The 23,564-nt window shown below is 69.8% G+C and carries 21 protein-coding genes; 10 read left to right on the top strand and 11 right to left on the bottom strand.

Translation table 11 applies throughout. From position 1 onward, the window contains the following. Window positions 1–252 precede the first annotated feature (252 nt). The 8 genes from ACWDUD_RS07650 to ACWDUD_RS07685 all read right to left on the bottom strand — a co-directional run bounded on the left by ACWDUD_RS07650 (window position 253) and on the right by ACWDUD_RS07685 (window position 7,987). Window positions 253–624 (bottom strand): hypothetical protein, encoded by a 372-nt coding sequence (locus ACWDUD_RS07650; RefSeq protein WP_248674701.1) that lies wholly within the window; start codon window positions 622–624, stop codon window positions 253–255. Window positions 625–783: 159 nt separating this feature from the next. Continuing rightward, on the bottom strand, window positions 784–1,446 hold the full coding sequence (locus ACWDUD_RS07655) for an ABC transporter permease (protein WP_248674702.1): 663 nt from the start codon (window positions 1,444–1,446) through the stop codon (window positions 784–786). Window positions 1,447–1,465: 19 nt separating this feature from the next. Further along, entirely contained in the window at window positions 1,466–2,146 is a 681-nt protein-coding gene (locus ACWDUD_RS07660; protein WP_248674703.1) for an ABC transporter permease, read from the bottom strand. Further along, window positions 2,143–3,234 carry an ABC transporter ATP-binding protein gene (locus tag ACWDUD_RS07665; protein ID WP_450108925.1) on the bottom strand — a complete coding sequence of 364 codons (1,092 nt, stop codon included), beginning with the start codon at window positions 3,232–3,234 and terminating at the stop codon, window positions 2,143–2,145. Before ACWDUD_RS07665 ends, ACWDUD_RS07660 begins: the two co-directional genes overlap by 4 nt. A gap of 9 nt (window positions 3,235–3,243) precedes the next feature. Beyond that, window positions 3,244–4,152 (bottom strand): ABC transporter substrate-binding protein, encoded by a 909-nt coding sequence (locus ACWDUD_RS07670; RefSeq protein ID WP_248674705.1) that lies wholly within the window; start codon window positions 4,150–4,152, stop codon window positions 3,244–3,246. Between the two features lie 68 nt (window positions 4,153–4,220). Beyond that, window positions 4,221–4,718, bottom strand: a complete 498-nt coding sequence (locus tag ACWDUD_RS07675; RefSeq protein WP_197252711.1) for a cysteine dioxygenase — start codon at window positions 4,716–4,718, stop codon at window positions 4,221–4,223. Window positions 4,719–4,912: 194 nt separating this feature from the next. Further along, window positions 4,913–5,809 (bottom strand): amidohydrolase family protein, encoded by an 897-nt coding sequence (locus tag ACWDUD_RS07680; protein ID WP_450108926.1) that lies wholly within the window; start codon window positions 5,807–5,809, stop codon window positions 4,913–4,915. A 72-nt stretch (window positions 5,810–5,881) separates the two neighbouring features. After that, window positions 5,882–7,987, bottom strand: a complete 2,106-nt coding sequence (locus ACWDUD_RS07685) for an ATP-binding protein (protein ID WP_450108927.1) — start codon at window positions 7,985–7,987, stop codon at window positions 5,882–5,884. A gap of 251 nt (window positions 7,988–8,238) precedes the next feature. On the opposite strand from ACWDUD_RS07685, the gene ACWDUD_RS07690 reads away from it, so the two are divergent. From ACWDUD_RS07690 to pucL, 4 genes are all read left to right on the top strand, one after another. Continuing rightward, the gene (locus tag ACWDUD_RS07690) at window positions 8,239–9,165 is read left to right on the top strand and encodes a LysR family transcriptional regulator (RefSeq protein WP_450108928.1); all 927 of its coding nucleotides are present in this window, start codon (window positions 8,239–8,241) and stop codon (window positions 9,163–9,165) included. 140 nt (window positions 9,166–9,305) lie between these two features. After that, window positions 9,306–9,848 carry a 2-oxo-4-hydroxy-4-carboxy-5-ureidoimidazoline decarboxylase gene (uraD, locus tag ACWDUD_RS07695; protein WP_450108929.1) on the top strand — a complete coding sequence of 181 codons (543 nt, stop codon included), beginning with the start codon at window positions 9,306–9,308 and terminating at the stop codon, window positions 9,846–9,848. Then, a complete protein-coding gene (gene uraH, locus ACWDUD_RS07700; RefSeq protein ID WP_450108930.1) occupies window positions 9,845–10,168 on the top strand; it encodes a hydroxyisourate hydrolase in 324 nt (107 codons plus the stop codon). The genes uraD and uraH overlap by 4 nt, the downstream gene beginning before the upstream one ends. Window positions 10,169–10,171: 3 nt before the next feature. Continuing rightward, complete coding sequence (pucL, locus tag ACWDUD_RS07705) at window positions 10,172–11,080, top strand: factor-independent urate hydroxylase (protein WP_450108931.1); 909 nt, start codon at window positions 10,172–10,174, stop codon at window positions 11,078–11,080. 20 nt (window positions 11,081–11,100) lie between these two features. On the opposite strand, the gene ACWDUD_RS07710 is transcribed toward pucL, so the two are convergent. After that, on the bottom strand, window positions 11,101–12,594 hold the full coding sequence (locus tag ACWDUD_RS07710) for a PucR family transcriptional regulator (RefSeq protein ID WP_450108932.1): 1,494 nt from the start codon (window positions 12,592–12,594) through the stop codon (window positions 11,101–11,103). Window positions 12,595–12,758: 164 nt separating this feature from the next. Here ACWDUD_RS07710 and ACWDUD_RS07715 point away from each other — a divergent pair, with 164 nt between their 5' ends. The 3 genes from ACWDUD_RS07715 to ACWDUD_RS07725 are packed head-to-tail and all read left to right on the top strand — an operon-like array spanning window position 12,759 to window position 17,646. After that, complete coding sequence (locus ACWDUD_RS07715; protein WP_450108933.1) at window positions 12,759–14,132, top strand: 8-oxoguanine deaminase; 1,374 nt, start codon at window positions 12,759–12,761, stop codon at window positions 14,130–14,132. Between the two features lie 5 nt (window positions 14,133–14,137). After that, window positions 14,138–14,947, top strand: a complete 810-nt coding sequence (locus ACWDUD_RS07720) for an FAD binding domain-containing protein (protein WP_450108954.1) — start codon at window positions 14,138–14,140, stop codon at window positions 14,945–14,947. After that, window positions 14,944–17,646 carry a molybdopterin-dependent oxidoreductase gene (locus ACWDUD_RS07725; RefSeq protein WP_450108934.1) on the top strand — a complete coding sequence of 901 codons (2,703 nt, stop codon included), beginning with the start codon at window positions 14,944–14,946 and terminating at the stop codon, window positions 17,644–17,646. Before ACWDUD_RS07720 ends, ACWDUD_RS07725 begins: the two co-directional genes overlap by 4 nt. 53 nt (window positions 17,647–17,699) lie before the next feature. Here ACWDUD_RS07725 and ACWDUD_RS07730 read toward each other — a convergent pair whose 3' ends face one another. Together ACWDUD_RS07730 and ACWDUD_RS07735 are read right to left on the bottom strand one after the other, a co-directional pair. After that, window positions 17,700–18,512 (bottom strand): ABC transporter ATP-binding protein, encoded by an 813-nt coding sequence (locus ACWDUD_RS07730; protein ID WP_248674714.1) that lies wholly within the window; start codon window positions 18,510–18,512, stop codon window positions 17,700–17,702. Between the two features lie 221 nt (window positions 18,513–18,733). Then, window positions 18,734–19,693, bottom strand: coding sequence for an isopenicillin N synthase family dioxygenase (locus tag ACWDUD_RS07735; protein ID WP_248674715.1), 960 nt, complete (start codon window positions 19,691–19,693; stop codon window positions 18,734–18,736). A gap of 262 nt (window positions 19,694–19,955) precedes the next feature. Between ACWDUD_RS07735 and ACWDUD_RS07740 the strand changes: the two genes are divergently transcribed. From ACWDUD_RS07740 to ACWDUD_RS07750, 3 genes are read left to right on the top strand one after another with little or no spacing between them, the layout of a single operon-like run. After that, a complete protein-coding gene (locus tag ACWDUD_RS07740) occupies window positions 19,956–21,524 on the top strand; it encodes an ABC transporter ATP-binding protein (RefSeq protein ID WP_450108935.1) in 1,569 nt (522 codons plus the stop codon). Next, window positions 21,521–22,603, top strand: a complete 1,083-nt coding sequence (locus tag ACWDUD_RS07745; protein ID WP_450108936.1) for an ABC transporter permease — start codon at window positions 21,521–21,523, stop codon at window positions 22,601–22,603. The genes ACWDUD_RS07740 and ACWDUD_RS07745 overlap by 4 nt, the downstream gene beginning before the upstream one ends. Further along, entirely contained in the window at window positions 22,600–23,562 is a 963-nt protein-coding gene (locus ACWDUD_RS07750; RefSeq protein ID WP_197252722.1) for an ABC transporter permease, read from the top strand. The genes ACWDUD_RS07745 and ACWDUD_RS07750 overlap by 4 nt, the downstream gene beginning before the upstream one ends. The last annotated feature ends 2 nt before the right edge of the window (window positions 23,563–23,564 follow it).

Here is a 23,564-nt window from a genome sequence, read left to right on the forward strand (position 1 = left end):
ACCTCCGTCGCGTGTCCTCTCCCGATCGGTACGGGGGGACGACCGGGATTCGACTCTAGGCGTCACGCGTGATGCGGCGACGGCCTCCGGCTTTCGGAAACGGCTCGGCTGCAACCTGTTCCAGGACCATGGATACAGGTCCGAGGTCCCGGGCCGTTGGGGCCTCCCGGCCATCGTTCGACGTAGGCACCACCGACGTCGACGCCTCCCGATCGTGACGAACGTCTCGCGCGTGGTCCGCGCCGCGGCGGGTCACGCGGCGGCCACCGAACACCAGTCGACGGTGACCGACCGCGCGCCGGAAAAACACAGCAGGCACCGCAACGGCCCGTCGCAGCACAGCTGCCGGTCCAGTTCGCGCTGCTCGGCGGCCTCGTCGAGGTCGCCGGTGCCGACGAGGATCTCCGCGGGCAGTCCGCTGCGCCCACCTTCCAGCAGCAGGCGTTCCTCGCCGACCGCGCGGACCGGCACGTCCTCGCCGCCCTCCACGTCCCCGACCATCAGGGCCACGTAGTCGTGATCCTCTTCGGCGTCGTGGTACGCGACCAGACGTCCCCGCACCGTCTCCGTGACCACCCGCCGGTCCATCGTCAGCCCCGACTGCGACGCGGGGTCCGTGACCACCGCCGTCAGTGTCCGCGGAAGCATCACCCGTCGCGATGTCCAACTGAAGTACGTCCCGCGCCCGGTGTTCATGGCGCTCGCCTCCCGTGTCGAACCATCAGGTGTCGAACCATCTCTTCGAACACCAGTGTGAACCGGGGGTACGACACGTTTGCCGGCTCAGCGCAGGCCCGGGGACACCAGCAGCCGCCGCAGCCCCGCGAAGATCGCAAGTACCACGAGCGAGCACACTGCGGCCAGCGCCGCCCCACCCACGACGAGCGTGTAGTCGTTGCGGGCGAGCCCGTCGACGATCGGGCGGCCCACCCCGCCGAAGCTGACGGCCGCGGCGATGGTCGCGGTCGCGACGATCTGCACCGCCGCGGTCCGCGTTCCCACCAGGATCAGCGGCAGTGCGACGGGCAGCTGCGCCCCGAACAGCACCTGCCGTCGCGTCATCCCCATCCCGCGCGCGGCGTCGGTGAGGGCGGGATCGACACCGCGGATCCCCTCGTACGTGTTGAGCAGGATCGGCGGGATCGCGAGCGCGAGCAGCGGGATCAGCACCGGCACCAGACCGATCCCGGACAGCACGACGAGCAGCACGAGCAGACCGTAGGTGGGCAGGGCGCGCGCCGAGTTCGCGATCAGCGTGACCACGGCACCGCCCCGGCCGGTGTGTCCCGTCCACAGGCCGAGGGGGAACGCGATCCCGAACGCGAGACCCAGCGCGAGCAGCGTGTACCCGAAGTGCTCGCGCAGCCGGGTCGGGATGCCGCCCGGTCCGGTCCAGTTCGCGGACGTGCCGAAGTACTCGCCCAGGTAGTGCAGCAGTGTGTTCATGTCGCACCGCTCCGTGTGTTCATCGGGCACTCCTGCGCGTCCGCCCCCGTGTCCGTGTTCGCCCCTGCGTCCGTGTTCGCCGCAACCACGGCGTCGCGAGCCACTGCACCCCCAGCAGCGCGGCGTCCACGACGAGCGCCATGACCACGGTGACCACGATGCCGGTGATCGCCAGACCCAGCCGGTCGAGCTGGACCGCGGCCGTGAACAGCGACCCGAACGCCCCCATCCCGATGAGCGCGCCGACGCTGACCATGCTGATGTTCGCGACCGTCGCGACCCGCAGGCCCGCCAGCACCGTGGGCAACGCGATCGGCAGATCCACCGTCAGCAGCCGGCGGGTCTCCGAGTAGCCCATCGCGGTGGCCGACTGGCGCACGCTCTCGGGCACCGCCCGCAGACCGTCGACCACGTTGGGGATCAGCACGGCGAGCGTGTAGACGGCGAGGGGGATCACCACGGTCGTGCGGCTGATCCCGGTGAACGCGATGAGCAGCACGAAGAACGCAAGGGACGGAATCGAATACAGCACGCTCGCGCCCGCCAGCACTGGGGGATACCACCGCGGACGGCGCACACACAGCAACCCCAGCGGCAGCGCGACGACCAGCCCCAGCAGCGACGCCCCCAGCGCCATCGCCAGGTGGTCGACGAGCAGTTCCGTGAAACTGCCCAGATACGACGGTATTCCGAGGTTCACGCGTCGGTCCGTTCGGTGACGTCGACGGAGCGGGCGGCATGGTGCGCGCGGATCGTCGCGGCCAGTTCCTCCTGGCTGATCACCCCGAGCACTCGGCCGTCCGAATCGACGGCCACGGCGTGCCCGGAGGGCGACAGCACCGCCGCGTCCAGCGCGACCCGCACCGAATCCCGGCCGGGGACGAATCCGCGGCCCGCGGGGACCGGTCCACCGGTGGCGTCGCGCCAGCCGACCGGACGCCGGTCGTCGTCGACGACCAGCAGCCACTGTTCGCCGCCGGGGATGCGGTCGTCTCCGGCGGCGACGACCGGGTCGGTGCGCAGCGGCAGGTCGTCGGACGGGAAGAACGACAGCAGCCGGACGCCGCGGTCCGTGCCGAGGAAGTCGGCGACGAAGTCGTCGGCCGGTGCGGTCAGCAGATCCTCCGGCGGTCCGTAGTGCGCGAGGGTCCCGCCCGGCCGCATCACCGCGACCCGGTCGCCGAGGGTGATCGCCTCGTCGATGTCGTGGGTTACGAGCACGATCGTCTTGGCGAGTACCGACTGCAGGCGCAACAGTTCCTGCTGAAGTTCCTTGCGCACCACCGGGTCGACGGCCGAGAACGGCTCGTCCATCAGCAGCACCGGGGGATCGGCGGCGAGCGCACGGGCCACGCCGACGCGCTGCTGCTGGCCGCCGGACAGCTGGGCCGGATAGCGCCGCGCGAACTCGGCTCCGAGCCCGACCCGTTCGAGCACCTCGAGGGCGGTCGCCCGGGCCTGCCTGCGGGTCGCCCCGAGCAGCCGCGGCACCGTCGCCACGTTGTCGACGACGGTGCGGTGCGGGAACAGGCCGGCGTGCTGGATGACGTATCCGATGCCGCGCCGCAGCGTCTGCGGGTCCTGTTCGCGAACGTCCTTGCCGTCGAGCAGCACCCGCCCGGCGGTCGGATCGACCATCCGGTTGATCATGCGCAGCGACGTCGTCTTCCCGCAGCCGGACGGTCCGACGAGGACCGTGAGGGTGCCGGTCGGCACCTCCAGGCTCAGTCCGTCGACCGCGACCGTGCCGTCCGGATAGCGCTTCTCGACGTTGTCGAACGTGATCACCGTCGTGTCCTACCCGATGCCGGCGGACTGCAACCATTCCGCGGCGACCACGTCGATGTCGCCGCCCTCGGTCACGACCTGCCCGACCAGGACGATCAGATCCTCGGTGCTCAACTGCGCGGACACCTTGTTCAGGGTCTCGACGGCCTCGTCGGACAGGTCGGCGCGGTGCACGAGCGGAGTGACGTTCTGCGCTCCGAAGAGGGTCTGCGGATCATCGAGCGCGACAAACGGTTTCGTCGACAGCGACGGATCCGTGGTGTAGATGTTCGCGGCCTGGACGGTGCCGTCCTCGAGCGCGGCGATCGTGATCGGCCCGCCGGTGTCGGTGGGGACGAACTGCCGGAACTCGACGCCGTACACGTCCTTCAGCCCTACCAGACCCTGCTGCCGCGTCTCGAATTCCGGGGCCGCGCCGATCGCGAGTTCGCCGGCGACCGGCGCCAGATCGGCGATGCTCTCCAGGTTGTAGCGGTCCGCCGTCTCCCGCGTGACGACCACCGCGTCCTTGTTTTCGGCGCTCGCCGAGTCCAGGATCTCCACGCCGTCCGGAAGGGACTCGCGCAGTGCGGCATTCACGTCGTCGGTGGTGGTCGCGGTGCTGTCCGGGTTCACGCGGGCGAGCAGCGCACCGTTGTACTCGGGCAGCACGGTGATGCCGCCGGAAACGACCTGGTCGTAGTAGATCTCGCGGCTTCCGATGTTGAACCGGCGTGTGACGTCGGCGCCGGTGCTCTCGAGGGCCTGCGCGTAGATCTCGGCGAGCAGGACGTTCTCGGGGAAGTTGGCGGATCCGACGACGACGCTGCCGTTCCCGTCTCCGGATGCCAGCGGATCGTCGGTGTCCCCGCCGGAACACGCGGTGAGGACCACGGCTGCGGCGGCCACGGCGGCGAACGTACGCACGAGACTCTTCATCGAGGGATCTCCAATGCAGTCGGCGACCGACCGACTCTAACCCGACACCCCGACTCGTGCCGGATTTGTCACCAATCGGCGCCGGCGCGTTCGGAACTCGTCAGACGCAGGATCCCGTCCTCGATCCGGTAGCGGTGCATGCTGCTCAGGGCCGGGGCATAGACGTGCACGGACACGGCTGGACGGTCGCCGGCGTTGACGATCTCGTGGACGTGATGACTGTCGAACTCGCGGGCCTGTCCCGCGTCGTACTCCGCGGTGGACAGGGTCGGCTCCAACCCTTCGAGCAGGCCGTCGCGTGGATTTTCGACGACGATCTCGCGCAGCGAGCCGTCCGCGACCGCGAACACCCCGGCGCTACCGCCGTGGTCGTGGACGCCGGTTCGTTGCCCGGGCAGCCAGCTGAGCAACCACACCTCGTACTCGTCGGTGAACGTGAGCCGCGTGTACCAGCGTTCCTGCGCGTCGTACCGGACGATCGGCAGCCACCGGTCCGGGTCGTCGGCGATGGAGCGGGCGACGGCGGCGAGCTCGACGGACGTACGGGAGAGAACGGAGGCGGGCATCGTGGTTCCTCGAAGAACTGCGGGCGCGTTCGCACCCGAAAGACAGGCAGGGTTGCTGGGTCAGTCGTGACAACAACAGCAACAACAGCCACAGGAACTACCGGCGACGTGGACGAGGTCCACATGATGCCCGCGGAGTCGCGGGGTCGCCGAAGGATGCATGCCGACCATGTCATCTGTGATCGTTCGCTTTGTCAAGGGTTTTGTGTGAGGGATCTCGGCCACAGCAGCCTCGCAGGATTGTCGATCCGCAGCCGCCGGTCCCCGGCGCCGACGCTCAGCGGCGGCGCGTAGGGGCGGTCCGAGCCGAGCACGATCCGGTCGGCACCGAGCTGCGCGGCCACCGCGTCGACGGTCCCGGACCCGTACGACGACGTCTCCACGAACACGCCGGTCCCGGGGTGTCCGTCCGGCCCGCCACGTGCGGCGATCCGGTCGGTGTGCAACGGCGCGAGCCCGGCGAGCATCGCGAATACCACCCGCAGCCGCGGGTACCGGGGCGCGCCGTACTCGTGCCACGCGAACCAGGCCGCGTGCATCTGCCCGACGTACCCGACGATCGCAGCCCACCACGCAGGCCCGCCCGGGGCCACCGGACCCGGGTGCACGAACAGCGGCTTGTCCTGCCGTTCGAGTTCGGCCAGCAGCGGGCCGCACCGGTCGTACCCGGCCTCGTCGGCGATCGCATTCGCGGGAAGTTGCAGACCCACACACCCGGCGCCGAGGACGTCACGCAGCGTCGTCGGGTCGGGGTCGTCGAGTCCGGCTGCCGCCCACGCCCCGAACGGGCGGGGCAGCGCCAGCACCCCTTCGTGATAGGCGTCGAGCAGCGGGCGGGCCTGATCCGCGCGCAGCGACTCGATACCGAGCGGACTCGACAACGACACGAGCGCAAGATCGATTCCGTCGGCTGCGGCGAGTTCGGCACGCGCCGAGACGGAATGGTCGCCGGGCTGCACCCGGTAGGGCGGCTCCCCGACGGTGTGCAGGGTCCAGCCGTCGAGCCGCGGCGCGGCCTCACGGGCCCGCAGGGCGGCCAGGAACGGTTCCGGCCACACGTGCTGGTGGACATCGATCCGCGGGGCGCTCATGGCTCCACGGTCGCAGACGTGTCAACGAGACGGTGTCACCGAGGCCTGCGAGGCAGTGTCACCGAGGCAGTGTCACCGCGGCGGTGTCCACGGCTGGGTGTCGGGACCTTGCGCCTGCCACGGCTCCGCCGGCCACTGGTCGGACGGAGCGCGGTACTGCGCACCGGTTGCCGCACCGACGGTCTGCCACTGCTGCGTGGTCGCCGACGAATCCACGTCCGGCTCCTGCATCACCCCCTGGTAAGGCTCGACAGCACCGGCGTAGGACTCGGGGTCGTAGCCCTCGCCCGGCAGCCTCCGCGGCTCGACGTGATAGGGGTCGACGAAATGGCTTGTGCCGCTGAGGATCTTCGTCGGCAGGTACACGCTGGCCGTGATGCCACCGTTCGTTGCCGAATCGAAGGTCGGGCGCAGCCGGACGGTGATGCCGTGGCGCTCGGCGAGCCGGCCCACCACGAACAGACCCATGCGCCGGGTCGCGCCGGTGGCGTGCTCACTGCTGGAGGCGAGTCGTGCGTTGATCTCCGCGAGGTCGTCCGGCGGAATCCCGATGCCCTGGTCGGCGATCTCGAGCAGCATCCCGCCGTCGACGGCGCCGGAGAACGCGAACCTGACCGTGCTGTTGGGCGGGGAGGCGCGCAGCGCGTTGTCGAGCAGCTCGGCGACGAGATGGACGACGTCGGCGACGGCGCTGCCGACCAGGTTCCCGGCCGGCACCGACCCGATGTGCACGCGCTCGTAGTTCTCGACCTGGGAGGCGGCGCCGCGCAGCACATCGCCGAGCGGGGTGTCGGGCATGCGCCCGAGACGCTGCCGGGTTCCGGCGAGCACGAGCAGGGAATCACCCGTGCGCCGCATGCGTGCGGCGAGGTGGTCCAGGGTGAACAGGCTGTGCAACCGATTCGGGTCCTTCTCCTCGAACTCGAGAGACTCGATCAGCGAAAGCTGTTGTTCGACGAGCGTCTTGTTGCGGCGAGCGAGAGTTTCGAGCATCTCGTTGACCTGCCGCCGCAGCTGCGCCTGCTCGCCGGCGAGGCGCAGGGCCTCGGACTTCATGGAGTCGACGGCGCGGGCCACCTGACCGACCTCTTCGCGGGTGTGCACCCCGACGGGCGGCAGTTCGACGGTCTCGATGTCGGCTCCGTCGCGGATGCCGGCGATCGCTTCGGGGAGATCGTGTTCGGCAGCGCGGAGCGTGTCGTCGCGCAGACGCCGCAGCGGCCGGACCAGTGAGATCGACATGGCGATGGCGAGGACGACAGCGAGGACGAGCACCGTCCCGACGGCGATGCCGTCACGCCACGATTCGGTGCGGGTGCTCGACGCGAGCTCGTCGAGCGTGGTGACGATCTTCTGGGCGGAGGAGTCGACGAACTCGTTGTACGACATCAGTGCACCGAACAGGGAGTTGCGCAGCGCGCCGACATCGGCGGTCTCGTCGTCGAGGTTCGCGGTGAGTGCACGCCGGTTCTCGACCTCGGCGATCAGCGCGTCGACGGGTGCGCGGTCGGGAACCGTGTCGGCGAGCACCCGCAGCTGGGCGAGCTCCGTGCCCATCGCGTTGTTCCACATGAGCAGCGCCGAGCCGGGTTCGTCGCGCATCGACGAGAACGCCACGACCTGATCGAGCAGCACCCACTGGATCGTCCAGCTGTCGAGGAGGATGTCGCCTTCGGTCAGCACCGTGGGGTTCGCCGACGAGTTGATGATCGTGCGGTACGCGTGGGTCATTCGGGAGACGAATTCACGGACGCGTTCACTCGCCTCGAGCGGAGCCATCTGCCGCGACATTGCGCTGCCCAGCAGCTGTTTACCGTCTTCGAGGACCCGCGCCAGCGGTGCCGCGATCGCGGGATCGAGGTCGCCGCTGCGCAGCAACTCGATGATCGCGTCGTCGGCCTCGTCGGCGATCTGTGCGCCGTTCTCCGGTGGCAGGCCCAGGATCGTCGCGGCCCCGGCACCCGCGATGGCGGTGCCGTACTCGGTCAGGGCGGGGAGGACGGCCACCTGCTCGGACTGCGTCGAGTAGTGCGAGGACTCCTCCACCAGCCGGTTGACGCGGGACGCGCCGAACAGGCTTGCCGCGATCACCGGCAGGCACAGCACCACCGTGACTTTGCGCCACAGGCGCCAGTTCTGCGGTGAATAGGACGGGAACGGTCGCGATGCGCGGCTCATGGAAGGACCGTTCCTTTCGAGCTTCTGGCACCGCCGAGCCGGCCGAATCGGCGGTATACACGAAAATGGCGATGTCGAAACAGTTTTCGGGGGGATTCAGGCTGTCAGAGTAGGAACGGTGCAGGCCGTGCACAAGGTCGCGGGCACATTCGAATAGCACCTATATCGCTGGGCGTATGAGTACGAGTGGGATCGGACCGAGCGCGGGTTAGGATCCGGTGGAATTTCACAGTGGGGCGTGCGGGGGAGGCATGGTGGATCTGCGGCGGGTCGATCTCAATTTGCTCGTTGTACTCGACGCGTTGCTCGCCGAGTGCAACGTGACCCGGGCCGCGCAGCGACTGCACATGTCCCAACCGGCCACGAGCACCGCCTTGGCGCGGCTGCGCAAGCAACTCGAAGACCCGATCCTCGTGAAGGACGGTCGCTCCCTGCGCCCGACGCCGCGCGCGCTGGCGTTGGTCGAGCCGCTGCGCAGCGTGCTGGCCACCGTCGAACGCTCGATTCTCAGCCCCCCGGACTTCGACCCGGCCCGGGACTCGCGGGTGTTCACCGTGCTGGCAGGGGATTACGCCGAAGTCGCGTTGCTCCGCGTCCTGATGAAGTCGGACCGGTACCGCACGACCGCGGTGCAGTTCGATCTGCGGCCGGTCACCGGGCGGAGCCTCGCCGCGTTCCACCGGCACGACGTGGATCTGGCCATCCTGCCCGACCATCTGCTCGAACAACCGCAGTTCGACCGTTGCGGCCGCGCGCTCGTGCTCACCGACCGGTTCGTCGGTGCGGTGTGGACCGGGCATCCGCACCGGGGAACCGAGCTCACCCCGGAGGTGCTGGCCCGGTACCCGCTGTTGTCGTATGCCGCCCACGACGGCAGCAGCCAGATCGACCGGTCGCTCGCGCGCGTCGGTGTGTACGCCCGGGTCGGCGCGACCACCGCGAACGTCGCGGTGATGCCGTACGCCCTGGAGGAAACCCACCTGGTCACCCTGATCCCGGAGCGGTTGGCGTCCCGCCTCGTCGGCAGTGCGGACATCCGGATCCTCGAACCGACGTTTCCGCTGGCCCCGGTGCGGCAGTACGCGGTGTGGCATGAGGTGCACGAGTCCGACCCCGCACACACCTGGCTGCGCGGGCAGATCATGGAGATGTCCGCTCGCGTGGCCCGCGTCGGCTGATCTCCCGAGCTCGATCGATCCTCGCGGTGTTGGTCGATCCTCCAAAGCCTGCCGCGCGCAGCCGGTGAACGTTGTCGCGATGTTCCCGGCGCCGCGGGCGCCGATCCGTCAAGGTGGAGACGGAACAGATCGGAGGAATCGTGGACTGTGCGACATTCGATGCGCTGCCCGAGGCCGACGCCGTCGCGCTGCTGCTGACCTGCTGCAGCAGTCCGGCGTGGGCACGCCGGGTGGCCGCCGCCCGTCCGTACGGCAATCGAGACGCTCTGTTGCGGAATGCAACTGAACAGGCGCTGGCGCTGAGCGACGACGAACTCGACGATGCCCTCGCCGGGCATCCGCGGATCGGGGAGCGCAGCGAAAGCGCGGCGTCGCAGCGGGAGCAGTCGTCGGTGGCGACCGCGGCCGACGGGGTGCGCGCGGCGCTCGCCGCCGGAAACCGGGCCTACGAGGAGAAGTTCGGGCACGTATATCTCGTGCGGGCAGCCGGCCGTTCGGCCGATGAGCTGCTCGAGATCCTGAACCGGCGGCTCGGCAACGACGCGGCGACCGAACGCGGCGAAGTTCGAGCCGCGCTCGCCGACATCAACCGCCTCCGGCTGGAACTGCTGATCGACGATGCAGTCGCCGTCCCTGGCACCGACGGCGGAGTCGTCACTCAGGGCACAGGAGATACCGAGTGAACACTGTGAGCACGCACATCCTCGACGCCACCTCCGGCGCCCCCGCAACCGGAGTGGCGGTGACTCTTTCGGCCGACGGCACCCCGCTCGCGTCCGGGATCACCGACGCCGACGGCCGCATCGGATCGCTCGGCGACGGACCGCTCGAGCCCGGCACCTACACGCTGACGTTCGCCACCGGCGAGTACTTCGACGCGCGCGGTGTCGAGTCGTTCTATCCGGAGGTCGTCGTGACCTTCCGCATTCCGGACGGCGACAGGCACTTCCACGTGCCGCTGCTGCTGTCGCCGTACGCGTACTCCACCTACCGAGGGAGCTGACCCATGGACCCGCTCACCGGCCGGATCGTCCTCGGTTCCAATCGCTACGGCAAGGCCGAGAACCGGGTCGTGCGCATCTTTCGCGACACCGTGCGGCACGAGATCCGCGACCTGAACGTCACGTCGAGTCTGCGCGGCGACTTCGATGCGGCTCACGTGACGGGCGACCAGCACAACGTCCTGCCCACCGACAGTCAGAAGCAGACGATCTTCGCCTACGCCGCCACGCACTCGAACGGGTCGGTGGAGGACTACGGGCTGGCGCTGGCCCGGCACTTCGTCGACGACATCGGCCCGGTGTCCTCCGCGCGCATCGAGATCGAGGACTTCCCGTGGGAGCGGGTGGGCGATCATCCGCACACGTGGATCCGGAATGGTTCGGAGGTGCGCACCGCCGCGATCACCGTCAGCGGTTCCGGCGACACCCGCCGGGAATGGGTCGTCGCGGGGCTGAAGGATCTGGTGGTCCTGAAATCCACCGGTTCCGAGTTCGCCGGTTTCCTCGAAGATTCGTTCACGGTGCTCGAACCCACCGACGACCGGGTTCTCGCGACCAGCCTCGTCGCGCGGTGGCGATACGCGGACCTCGACGTCGACTGGGACCGGACCTACGCGGGAGTGCGCGCGGTGATGCTCGACCGGTTCGCGAACCTGCAGTCGAAAGCCCTGCAGCAGACGCTGTTCGAGATGGGCCGCGCGGTGCTCGAGGCGTTTCCCTATCTCGCGGAGATCCGCCTGCAGGCACCGAACAAGCACCACTTCCTGTACGACCTCGACCGCTTCGGCATCGCGAACCGCGGCGAGGTGTTCCACGCCGACGACCGCCCCTACGGACTCATGCACGTGACCGTGCAGCGCGAGGACGCCCCCGACGCCGGCAGCGCCTGGGACGAGTACACCGGACGTGCGTGAATCCTCGGCGGGGCGGTCGGTCAGGCCAGAGCGCGCACCGCCAGGAACACGTCGAGACGGTCGCCGATGTGCGCGAGGTTGCGTCCGGTGAGTGCCTCGACCCGCCCGATCCGGTAGCGCACGGTGTTGGGATGCAGGTGCAACCGATCGGCGGTGCGCCGCCAGGAGCCGTCGCAGTCCAGGAACGCCTCCAGCGTCGTCATCAGGCCCGCCCGGGTCCGCCGGTCGTAGTCGAGAACCTGCCCCAGGGTGCGGTCGGCGAAGGCGCGGCGCACCCGGTCCGGCACCGCGGACAGCAGGCCCACCGCCGAATCCAGGTCCGCGGCGCGCACCGACACCGGACCCGTGTCCCCACGGGCGATGGCCGCCGCCGACTCGGCCGAGCGGATGCCGCCGTCGATCGACTCTCCGGCACACGTGCCGGAGACCCCCACCGCGATCCGGGCACCGGCCAGTACCGGTGCGAGACGCCCGAGCCGGCGCTGCAGCACGGCGACGACGTCGGATTCGGTGCCCGCCACCACCGCGACCGTGCGCCCGGCCGCGTCGATACCGGTCACGCACGACGGCAGCGCGTCGCTCACCACAGCGCGCAGGGCAACGTGCTGCTCGGGCGTCGCGGCAGGTGTCCGCTCGACGACGACCGCGACGAGCGGTGTGCCGGCCGGGTGGGCCGCACCCGCGGCGTCCGCGACGCCGCGCGCGTCGGCCGTGTCCCACGCCGCGCGCAGCCGGTCCTCGCGCCGCACCCGCTCGAGCGCGGCGACCGTGGCGAGTTCGGTGAACGCGTCGACACAGTCCTCGCTGCGGGCGGCGGCCGATCCGAGCACGAGGAACCAGGCGGTCGTGCGGTCGCGCAACGCCGAGCCGACCGGCAGCACCGTGTATCCGTCCGGGGTCTCGGCGGGGAAACGCGGCGCCGACAGCGCGACGTCGCAGCACGCGTCGATCACCGATTCCCCGAGCTCGTCGTTGCCGGCGACGAGCGTGCCGGTAGCACTGAACACCCATGCCGGAACGTCGAATTCGCGGCACACCCGGGCGAGCAGCTCGCCGAGCGCGTGACCGTCGGCGAACGCGGCGAGCAACCGACGCTGGCGGGCCAGGCCGGTCTGCAGCCGGTCCATGCGGGCGCTGGACCACTGCCGGGTGAGGTGCTCGAGGACGGTGCTGAACGGCACGTCGTCGGGCACCGCGAGCAGCGGCAGCCCGTGCCGGGCGCAGGCGTCGACGACATCCGCGGGCACCTCGCCGAGCAGGGCCTCGCCGGCGGCGACGGCCGCGACCCCGGCGCGCGCGAGGTGCGCGACGAACACCTCCGAGTCCTCCGGCGCGCGGCGCCACACCAGGCCCGTGAACACCAGCGATCCGGCGCTGACGTAGCGGGTCGGGTCGGGCATGTCGGTGGTGCACGCGCGGTGCACCGGGCGGGCGAGCGCGGCCGCGTCGCCGTGCAGCAGCCGGATGCCGAGTCCGGGTGTGTCGAGGACGTCCTGCAGCAGCACGATCGTCACCCCTTCCGGGCGAGGTCCGGCGGGTCACCGCCGCCGGATCCACGGGTTTGGACGATCGCACAATAGGAAACCGCCGTTTCGATTCGGTTTCGTCGATGGTGCCCGGGATATTGCGACGAATCGGGAGTTCACTGGAACTGTTCACGAGGTGAGGAGCAGCGCCCATGGATCCGCAACAGCCGACGGCACCGATCGTGATCCGCGATGCCTACCTGGTCACGATGGATTCCGCCCGCACCGAGCACCCGCGCGGATATGTCGTCGTGGAAGGCAACCGCATCACCCGGATCGGTGCGGGTGAACCGGCCGGATACGACCGCGCCACGATCGTCGACGGCAGCGGATGCGTGCTGACGCCGGGGCTGATCAACACCCACCACCACCTGTACCAGTGGATCACCCGCGGGCTCGCCGTGGACCACACCCTGTTCGAATGGCTCACCACGCTCTATCCCGTGTGGGCCGGGATCGACGCCGACGCCGTGCACGTCGCCGCGAAGGGCGCGCTCGCACATCTGGCGAAGACCGGGTGCACCACCAGCACCGACCACCACTACGTCGTGCCGCGCGACGGCGGTGACGTGTTCGGGGCGGAGATCGCCGCGGCCGCCGAGGTGGGCATCCGGTTCCATCCGTGTCGCGGCTCGATGGACCTGGGCACCAGCGCCGGTGGGCTGCCGCCGGATCACATCGTCGAGGATCTCGATGCGATCCTCGAGGGCAGCCGGCGCGCGGTCGAGCAGTGGCACGATCCGTCGTTCGATTCGATGCTGAGGATCGCGCTGGCGCCGTGCTCACCGTTCTCCGTCACCACCGAGCTGCTGCGGCAGTCCGCGGTGCTCGCCCGCGACCTCGGGGTGCGGCTGCACACGCACCTCGCCGAGACCCTCGACGAGCAGGACTTCTGCCTCGAGCGATTCGGATGCAATCCCGTGCAGTACATGGAGTCGCTCGGCTGGACCGGCCCGGACGTCTGGTACGCGCACGCGGTGCACCTCGACGACCGCGACATCGGGGTGCTCGCCGCGTCCGGCACCGGCGCCGCGCACTGTCCGACGTCGAACGGCCGGCTCGGCGCGGGCATCGCACGCGCCGCCGATCTGTACGCCGCCGGGGTTCCGCTCGGCCTCGGGGTCGACGGGGCCGCGAGCAACGAATCGTGCTGCATGCTCGAGGAAGCCCACCACGCGGCCCTGTTCGCGCGGGCCCGCAGCGGTCCCCGCGCGATGACGGTGCGCCAGAGCCTCGAACTCGCCACGATCGGCGGTGCCCGGGTGCTGGGTCGCGAGGACGAGATCGGGTCCGTCGAGGTCGGCAAGCTCGCCGATCTCGCGCTGTGGCGGATCGACACCCTCGCCCATTCCGGGATCACCGATCCGGTCGCCGCGATCGTGCTGGGTTCGCAGCCGCCTCTCGAACTGTTGCTCGTCAACGGCCGTGAGGTGGTGCGCCGCGACGAGGTCCTCACCGTGGACGAGGACACCGTCGCGCGTGAGGTCGCCGCCGCCCACCGGGCGCTCGTCGCGAAGGCGGGGTGAGTACCGTGGATCTGCACACCGTCACCGACTACCGGGTAGCCCGCGATCGCCACGATCTCGCGGCCGGGCCGGGCACCGCCTACGTCGGCGGCGGCACGTGGTTGTTCTCCGAGCCCCAGCCGCACCTGAACCGGCTGGTGGACCTCACCGGACTGGAATGGCCGGCGCTCACCGCCACCGAGGACGGCCTCGAGATCGCCGCGACCTGCACGGTGGAACGGATCGCGAACCTGTCCGGATCCGAAACATGGCCTGCCGCAGCACTGTTCCGGCAGTGCGCCTCCGCGCTGCTGGCGTCGTGGAAGATCTGGAAACGCGCGACCGTCGGCGGCAACCTGTGCCTGTCGTTCCCCGCGGGCGCGATGATCTCCCTCGTCTCCGCCCTGGACGGGACGGTGCTGATCTGGTCGGCGGACGGCTCCGATCGACGGATCCCGGTGGTGGACTTCGTGACCGGAATCGCCACCAATGTCCTCGGCGCCGGAGACGTGGTGCGAAGTATCCACATCCCTGCACCGATCTTGCAGGCGCGCACCGCGTTCCGGAAGATCGCATTGTCCCCGCTCGGTCGCTCGGGTGCGGTCGTGATCGGACGGCGGGACCCGGACGGGGCGGTCGCGCTGTCCGTGACCGCAGCCACCGACCGGCCGTACGTGCTGACCTTCGACCGGGCCCCGGATGCGGGCGAGCTGGAAGAAGCTCTGGCAGAGCGTATTCCCGATTCCGCCTACTACACCGATGCCCACGGGGCCGCGGACTGGCGGCGCGCGGTCACCGCCGTGCTCGCCGGGGAGATCTGTGAGGAGCTGTCGTGAAGTTCACCGTGAACGGCCGCGAGATCGACACCCCGGCACGGCCCGGGCAGTGCCTGCGCACCCTGCTGCGCGAGAACACTCACTTCGAGGTGAAGAAGGGATGCGACGCCGGCGACTGCGGCGCCTGTTCGGTCCTCGTCGACGGGGAAGCGGTGCACTCGTGCATCTACCCCGCGCAGCGAATCGAAGGCCACGAGGTCACCACCGTCTCCGGCCTCGGCACCCCCGAGAACCTGCACCCGCTGCAGCGTCGGTTCGTGAACGCCGCGGGATTCCAGTGCGGGTTCTGCACCGCCGGAATGATCGTCACCGCTTCGACATTCACCGACGACGACCTCGACGACCTGCCGAACCGGCTCAAGGGCAACCTGTGCCGGTGCACCGGGTACCGGTCCATCGACGATTCCCTGCGTGGCGTCACCAACGTCGAATGTGCCGGGGCCGAGCCGTCGTTGGGGCGGTCGCAGGCCGCACCGGCCGGTCCGCGCGTGGTCACCGGAACCGAGCCGTACACGTTCGACACCGTCGTGGAAGGGGCCCTGCACATCGCGGTGCTCGGCAGCCCGCACGCGCACGCCCGCATCACGGCGATCGACACCTCGGCGGCCGAAGCGCTGCCGGGAGTGCACGCGGTGCTGTGCTACCGGGACGCCCCGGACGTCGCGTATTCTACTGCCCGCCACGAGAACCGGGAGGAAGATCCCGACGACACCCTTCTGTTCGACCGGGTGCTGCGCTTCCACGGGCAGCGCGTCGCCGCGGTCGTCGCCGAGTCCCCGGCGATCGCGCAGGAGGGGTGCCGCCTGATCCAGGTCGAGTACGAGGTGCTGCGGTTCGTCCTCGACCCGGACGAGGCACGGTCACCCGGGGCGCCGCTGTTGCACGCCTGCAAGGGATCCGAGTCGCGCATCGGCGATCCGTCCCGCAACATCATCGGCGAGGTGCACGGCGGGGTCGGCGACATCGACGCCGGAATCGCCGCGGCTACCGCCCTCGTGCGTGGCCGGTGGCAGACCCAACGCGTGCAGCACACGCACCTCGAAACCCACGGGGCCATCGGCTGGATCGATGACGACGGACGCCTGGTGATCCGCAGTTCCACGCAGGTGCCGTTCCTCGTCCGCGACGAACTGTGCCACGTGTTCGGGCTCGAGCGCGACCGGGTGCGGGTCTTCACAGCGCGGCTCGGCGGCGGCTTCGGCGGGAAGCAGGAGATGCTGGTCGAGGACGTCGTCGCCGCGGCGGTGCTGCGGACCGGACGTCCGGTGCAGTGGGAGTTCACCCGCAGCGACCAGTTGACGGTCGCACCGTGCCGGCATCCGATGCGGGTCGACGTCACCGTTGCCGCGGACGCCGACGGGATCCTCACCGCGCTGGCGATCGACGTGCTCAACGACGGTGGCGCGTACGGAAACCATTCGGCGAGCGTCATGTTCCACGGATGCGGCGAATCGATCGAGGTGTACCGCTGCCCGAACAAGCGCGTGGACGCCCAGTCGGTGTACACGAACAACCGGCCGTCCGGGGCGTTCCGCGGCTACGGCCTGGGACAGGTGATCTTCGCCGTCGAATCCGCGATGGACGAGCTGGCTTTGGAACTCGGCATGGATCCCTTCGAGTTGCGTCGGCGCAACGTCGTGGTGCCGGGCGACGATCTGATCGGAGCACACCCGGAGGGCGCCGACCTCGTGTTCGGCAGTTACGGCCTGGATCAGTGCCTCGACGTCGTGCAGGAAGCGCTGTCGCGGGGCAACGACGTGGTGGCGCCGGTGGGGGAGCAATGGAAGATCGGCGAGGGCATGGCGCTGTCGATGATCGCGTCCAACCCGCCCGGCGGCCACTACGCAGACACGTCGATCGAATTGCAGCCCGACGGAACGTATCTCGCCCGGGTCGGCACCGCCGAGTTCGGGAACGGCACCACCACGGTGCACACCCAGATCGCCGCGACCGAACTGGGCACCAGCCCCGACCGGATCCAGGTCCGGCAATCCGACACCGACGTCACCACCCACGACACCGGTGCCTACGGATCCTCCGGCACGGTGGTCGCGGCCAAGGCCCTGCTGGCGGCGGCGCGGGAACTGCACGGCCGCATCCGCAAACTCGCCGCCGAACTGACCGGCACCGACGCCGACGCGGTCGTCCTCGAACCGGACGGTGCCCGGGCCGGGGATGTGCTGGTCACCCCCGCGGAACTGCTCGAGGCGGCCGGTGAGCCGCTGCGCGCCGAGGGCAACCACGGCGGTCTGCCACGGTCGCTGTCGTTCAACGTGCACGGCTTCCGGGTCGCGGTGGACGTGCGGACCGGTGAGGTCCGGATTCTGCAGTCGGTGCAGGCCGCCGACGCCGGCACGGTCGTCAACCCCGAACAGTGCCGCGGCCAGGTGGAAGGCGGCGTCGCACAGGCCATCGGCACGGCCCTCTACGAGGAACTGATCACCGACAACCTCGGCCGGGTGACGACGAATGTGCTGCGCAACTACCACATTCCGCAGTATGCGGACGTGCCGCGCACGGAGGTGCACTTCGTCGACACGTTCGACACCATCGGCCCGATGGGCGCGAAGTCGATGAGCGAGGCACCGTACAACCCCGTCGCGCCCGCACTGGCGAACGCGGTGCGTCGCGCGATCGGGGTGCGGCCGTACGAACTGCCGATCTCCCGCGACCGGGTCTGGAGGGCGCTCGGGCGCTGACGCGCCCGTGTGCCTTTGTGGCGGCTGGGACCGCCACAAAGGCACACCGGCCGCTAGGCCGCCTCTGCCCCCTGGAACAGCAGCGCGGACAGCATGTCGACGTAGGCGTGGAATTCCGGGCTGCGCATCGTCTCTGCGGCGCGGGGACGCGGCAGGTCGATCGGGACGACATCGAGCACCCGGCCCGGCCGTGCGCTCATCACCGCGACCGCGTCCGACAGCAGCACGGCCTCGGCGATACCGTGCGTGACCATCAGGGTGGTCGCGGGCTTCTCGGTCCAGATCCGCTGCAGCTCGAGGTTGAGGCGCTGGCGCGTCATGTCGTCGAGCGCACCGAAGGGTTCGTCGAGCAGCAGCACCGACGGGCGTAGCACCAGCGCTCGCGCAATCGAAACACGCTGCCGCATACCGCCCGACAGTTGCGCGGGTTTCGATTTCTCGAAGCCGCGCAGTCCCACGAGTTCGATGAGTTCGCGCACCAACTCGGGTTCGGCGGGAAGTCCGGCTACCTGCCGGGGCAGGGCGATGTTCGCCTCGACGGTCCGCCAGGGCAGCAGTGCCGAATCCTGGAAGGCCACACCGAGTTGGTGGGCGTTGCGGAGTTCCTCGGGGCTCATGCCGTTGACGAGCACCGTGCCGGCGTCCGGGTGGTCGAGGCCCGCGAGGATCCGCAGCACCGTCGACTTACCGCAACCGGACGGCCCCAGGAGGGAGAGGAACTGTCCCTCGGAGGTGCGCAGATCCACGTTGTCGAGCGCCGTGACCGTGGCGCGGCCGGACTTGAACCGGCGCGACAGGCCGGTGATGTCGAGGCCGGTGCCGAGGGGCCGCAGACCGTCGGCAGCGGGTGAAGAGGTAGCAGTCACGATGGCGCAACTCCGATCCGTGGGCGATTCCGGGACGACCGGAAGCGGACACGGCCGGGACGACGGCGCGGGTCCGGGACCGGTGCGAATTCTCACCGTGCCGCTCGCGCCGGGCCCTGTCAAGCCGGTGGTCCGCGTTACGCATCCTTAACCGACCGGCAAACAGATTGTTCGAAGATATCCGTAACATGTTGCGTCGTAATGCTATCCAAGACGACGGATCACGCCGCGCCGGACCGCGCCTTCAGGTAGGCGTGCGTCGCGTCGAAGCGGGACAGCATGTACTCACCGGCGGTGATCGATGGGTACAGCGGCTCGGCTCCCGGCTCCACACACGTCGGTATCGCCTCGACGAGCGCGTGGAAATCGGGTGCCACGAAGAACGGCAGCGAGTACCGGTCGCGTCCGACCGGAGCCAGGACACGGTGGCGGGTGGAAACATAGCGGTGGTTCGTCCACCGCGCGATCATGTCGCCCAGATTGACGACGAGAGCGTCCGGCGGAGTCGTCACGTCGATCCAGCCGCCGCGCGCCGCGACCTGAAGTCCACCGACGTCGTCCTGCGCCAGCAGCGTCAGCGAGCCGTAGTCGGTGTGGGCGCCCGCGCCCGGGGCTGTCTCGTTCGCGGGGACCGGTGGGTAGTGCAGCATCCGCAGGGTCACAAGGGGATCCCGGAACATCGGTGCGAACCAATCCGCGTCGAGTCCGAGCGCGAGCGCGAGGCCTCGCATCAGGTGTGCATTGATGTCCAAACACGCCGCCGCGTAGGCGTCGGCCACCTCCCGGAACCCGGGCATCAGTGCCGCCGGCCACTGGGTCGCGCCGTGCAGTGGGGTCCCGGCGATCACGTCGGGGTGGTCCGGGCCGCGGTCGGTGGGGATGTCGAGCGCCTCCTTGGTGTCGGCACCGACGGCGTCGTCGAGAGTTTCGGCTCTCGCGGGCACATATCCGCTGTGGCAGTCGGACTTCGCGATGGCGATCTCCATCTTCGTCTCCGTGGGAAGGGAGAAGAATCGCTTCGCCTGGTCCATGGTCGCGGCCCGCAGCGCGGGATCCAGACCGTGCCCGGTGATGGTGAAGAAGCCGAGATCGGTGCATGCGGCGTCGAGCGCGGCGGCGACCGCTCCAGGATCGGTGCCGTCGCGCAGCGGTCGTAGGTCGATGACGGGGAGTGTCTCCATGGGGCCTCCGCAGATGGACGGATGGTGGTCGTTCCCAGTTAATTCCGGTGATGATGCCGTCCCGTCTCGGAGCCGTGAGATCGGCGTTACGTGCGCTTCGCGCCCGTGTGCCGTTGTGGCGGTCAGGGCCGCCACAACGGCACACCGGGGGCGCAGCCCCACCCTGAAACACAAACGTCACGGATCGGACATTCCCGATCAATCAACCACCGGCATCGTCTGCCGACAACGAACAACGACTGCGCGGAAGGTCGTACACCGCATGATGACTGCCCAAGCTCTGCGCCGCACGGCATCGAAGGCAGAGGCCGTGTCCGACGCGGACCCCGCTGCACCGGGCGTCGTGATGCGCAACATCCGGCGCGCGTTCGACGACAACGTGGTCCTGCGCGACGTCTCGTTGCACGTGCGCCCGGGCGAGGTCCACGCGTTGCTCGGCGAGAACGGCGCCGGCAAATCCACTCTTATGCGGATTCTCACCGGACTGCTGCCTGCCGACGAGGGCACCGTCACGCTCGACGGTGTGGAACTCACCGCGGGGAACCGGAATCGGATCGCGATGGTGCACCAGCATTTCATGCTCGTGCCCAACATGACCGTCGCGGAGAACTTCCTGCTCGGCCGGTCCCGCGGCATCGTCGGACGCAACCGTCTCCGCGCGATGTCACGCGAAATCGAATCGCTCGCAGAGGAAACCGGCCTGCAGTGCGATCCCCGGGCGCGCATCGACTCGCTCTCGGTCGGCGAGCAGCAACGCGTCGAGATCCTGCGGGCCCTGCACCAGGGCGCGCACTATCTGCTTCTCGACGAACCCACCGCGAACCTCGCTCCCCCCGAAGTTGACGCCCTTCTGTCCCGGATCCGCGACCTCGCAGCCGATCTGAACGTCGGCATCGTGCTGATCACCCACCACCTCGAGGAAGTGCTCGAGGCCTGCGACAGGGTCAGCGTCCTGCGGGGCGGCCGTCTGGTCGCCGAGAAGGCGGTCGCCGACGTCACCACCGCCGAACTGGCCCGCCACATGGTGGGCCGTGAGGTCGGGCTGGGCGTGCGACGGGCGGCCACCTCGCCGCCCGGCGCCACGGCACTCGAACTCGCCGGCGTGTCCGTGCCGGGGCAGCTGCACGACGTGGATCTCGCCGTGAAGGCAGGGGAACTCGTCGCGGTCGCCGGTGTGGAGGGCAACGGCCAAGCGACGCTCGAGGACGTCGTGTCCGGGCTCGCCCCGGCCACCGCCGGGGTCGTCCGGATCGGAGGTGAGGTCGTCGAGCGGCTCACCCCCGGTACGGTCCGCGCCGCAGGGGTCGGGATCGTCCCGTCCGACCGCTACACCCGCGGTCTCGCCAAGGCCCTCGGGATCGATGTGAACCTGTCCGTCGACTCGTCCGCGCGGCCGCCGGTCGCTCGGCGCTGGGGGGCGCTGTCGCGCAAAGCGATCCGCGACCGCGCCGTCCGGATCATCGAGGCGCTGTCCGTCAAGGCCGCGAGCCCGTCCGTCCCGGTGGGAACCCTCTCCGGCGGACACGCGCAGCGCGTGGTGCTGGGCCGCGTGCTCGACGGTGAGCCCGACGTCCTGCTCGTCGCTCAGCCCACCCGTGGCCTCGACGTCGGGGCAACCGAATTCGTCTGGGCCACACTGGAACAACACCGTGCTCGGGGAGCGGCGATCATGCTGATCTCCTCGGACCTCGACGAGATCTGCAGCTTCGCCGACCGGGTCGTCGTTCTCTACCGCGGCCGGATCGTCGCCGAGTTCGCCGACGGCCCGTTCGACCGCGAGGCGATCGGCTCCGCGATGGGCGGTCGGCAGATCCAGGAGAACGCCGCGTGAGCGCGGGCACGCTCACTGCCCCGCCCGCCCCACCGGCACCGTCGGACGGCTCCGGCACGTCCCGGGTGCGAGCCGCCGCGACCGCAGCCGCGGTGCCGCTGCTCGCCGTGATGGTCGGCCTGGCGGTCGGCGCGGTGCTGATCGTCCTGGCCGGCGGTTCACCCCTCGAGGCCTATGGCACCATGCTCGACGCCGCGCTCGGCGGGGACACCCAGCTCGGGCGGCTGCTGACCGGCATGACCCCGCTCGTGCTCATGGGACTCGGTTATGCCGTCGCCTACCGCACCGGTTTCGTCACCATCGGGGCGCAGGGCCACTACGACGTCGGTGCGATCACCGCCACCGCGGTGGTGCTCGGCCTGCCGCTCGGGAGCAGCTGGGTGGCGATCCCGGTCGTCGCGGTCACGGCCGCGGCGGCAGGTGCGCTCGTCGGCGCGGTCGCGGGGGTGCTGAAGGCCCGGCTCGGCGTCAACGAGATCATCTCCTCGCTCATGCTCAACTACCTGGTCTTCTACGGCCTGGCGTGGGCGGTGCGCAAACCGCTGGCGAACCCCAACGGTTTCACCCCCGAGTCGGAACGGATCCCGGAGTGGGCGCAGCTGGCGACCTTCCCCGGGACCAAGATTCACCTCGGTGTGCTCGTCGCCGTGCTCGCCGTCCCCGCGGTGTGGTGGCTGATGCGTTCCACCCGTTTCGGTTTCGCGTCGCAGGTGGTGGGGGAGAGCCCGACCGTGGCCGCCGCCAACGGTATCGATGTGGCCCGCACGGTGATCACCGCATCGTTGATCAGCGGCGCCCTCGGCGGAATTGCGGGCGCAATCATGTTGCTCGGCAGCGAGTTCCGTCTCTCCCTGGCGATCTCGTCGGGAATCGGCTTCACCGCGATCGTCGTCGCGCTGCTCGGCCGGCGCAACCCCTTCGGGATCGTCCTCGCTGCGGCGCTGGTGTCCGGGCTGACACTCGGCGGACAGGCGGTGCAGCGGACGCAGGAGATCCCGGCGTCCATCGGGACGGTGGTACAGGCGGTGATGATCCTGACCGTGCTGGTGGCGAATCGAATTGTGGAGCGTGCCCGATGAACTGGTCCGATGTCCTGGGCGCCGGTGCCATCGTGCCGTTGCTCACCGCGGCGCTGCGCCTGGCGATGCCGATCATTGTCGCGGCGGCCGGCGCGTGCCTCGCCGAACGCTCCGGGGTGCTGAACCTGGGCATCGAGGGGCAGATGATGATGGGCGCGGTCGCCGCGTTCATCACGACCTACTACAGCGGCAGCCCGCTGCTCGGTGCCGCGGTCGGGGCGACCGCCGGCCTGGCCGTCGCCGCGGTCGTGGGCGCCGCCACCATCACGCTGGGCATCGACCAGATCATCACCGGCATCTCGGTGGTGATTCTCGGGACCGGTCTCGCATCGTTCCTGTACCTGCAGACATTCGGGATCAGCGGCACGCCGCCGCGTACGCAGGGCACCGCGCCGGTCGAGATCCCCGTCCTGTCGGACATCCCGCTGCTCGGGCCGGTGCTGTTCTCGCAGTCCCCCCTCGTCTACCTGTCGATCGCGATCGTCGTCGCCCTCTGGTGGGTGCTGGGGCGCACCGCATTCGGCCTGTCGGTGCGCGCATCCGGGGAGAATCCGAACGCCGCGGACTCGGTCGGGGTCTCCGTGCCTGGCACACGATGGGCCGCACTGCTCGTGTCCGGAGCCACCGCCGGTCTGGCCGGTGCGCTGGTCGTCGACGGCCTCGGCTTCTTCCAGGACGGCATCACCGGTGGTCGAGGCTGGGTCGCGCTCGGGGTGGTGATCCTGGCCCGATGGAACCCGCTGGGCGCCATGGCCGGCGGTTTCATGTTCGGTCTCGTCGACGCGTTCCAGCTCCGCGTCCAGTCCGCGTCGGGCGGGCAGGCCACGGTCGTGCCCTACGAGCTGTTTCAGGCCTTACCGTACGCGGTCACCCTGATCGCGGTCGTCGTCACCACCGTGTGGTTCCGCCGAACCAATGCCCCCTCTGCGCTGGGAAGCCCCTTCGTTCCCGCGAAATGACA

Source organism: Rhodococcus sp. NPDC003382, assembly GCF_053589135.1.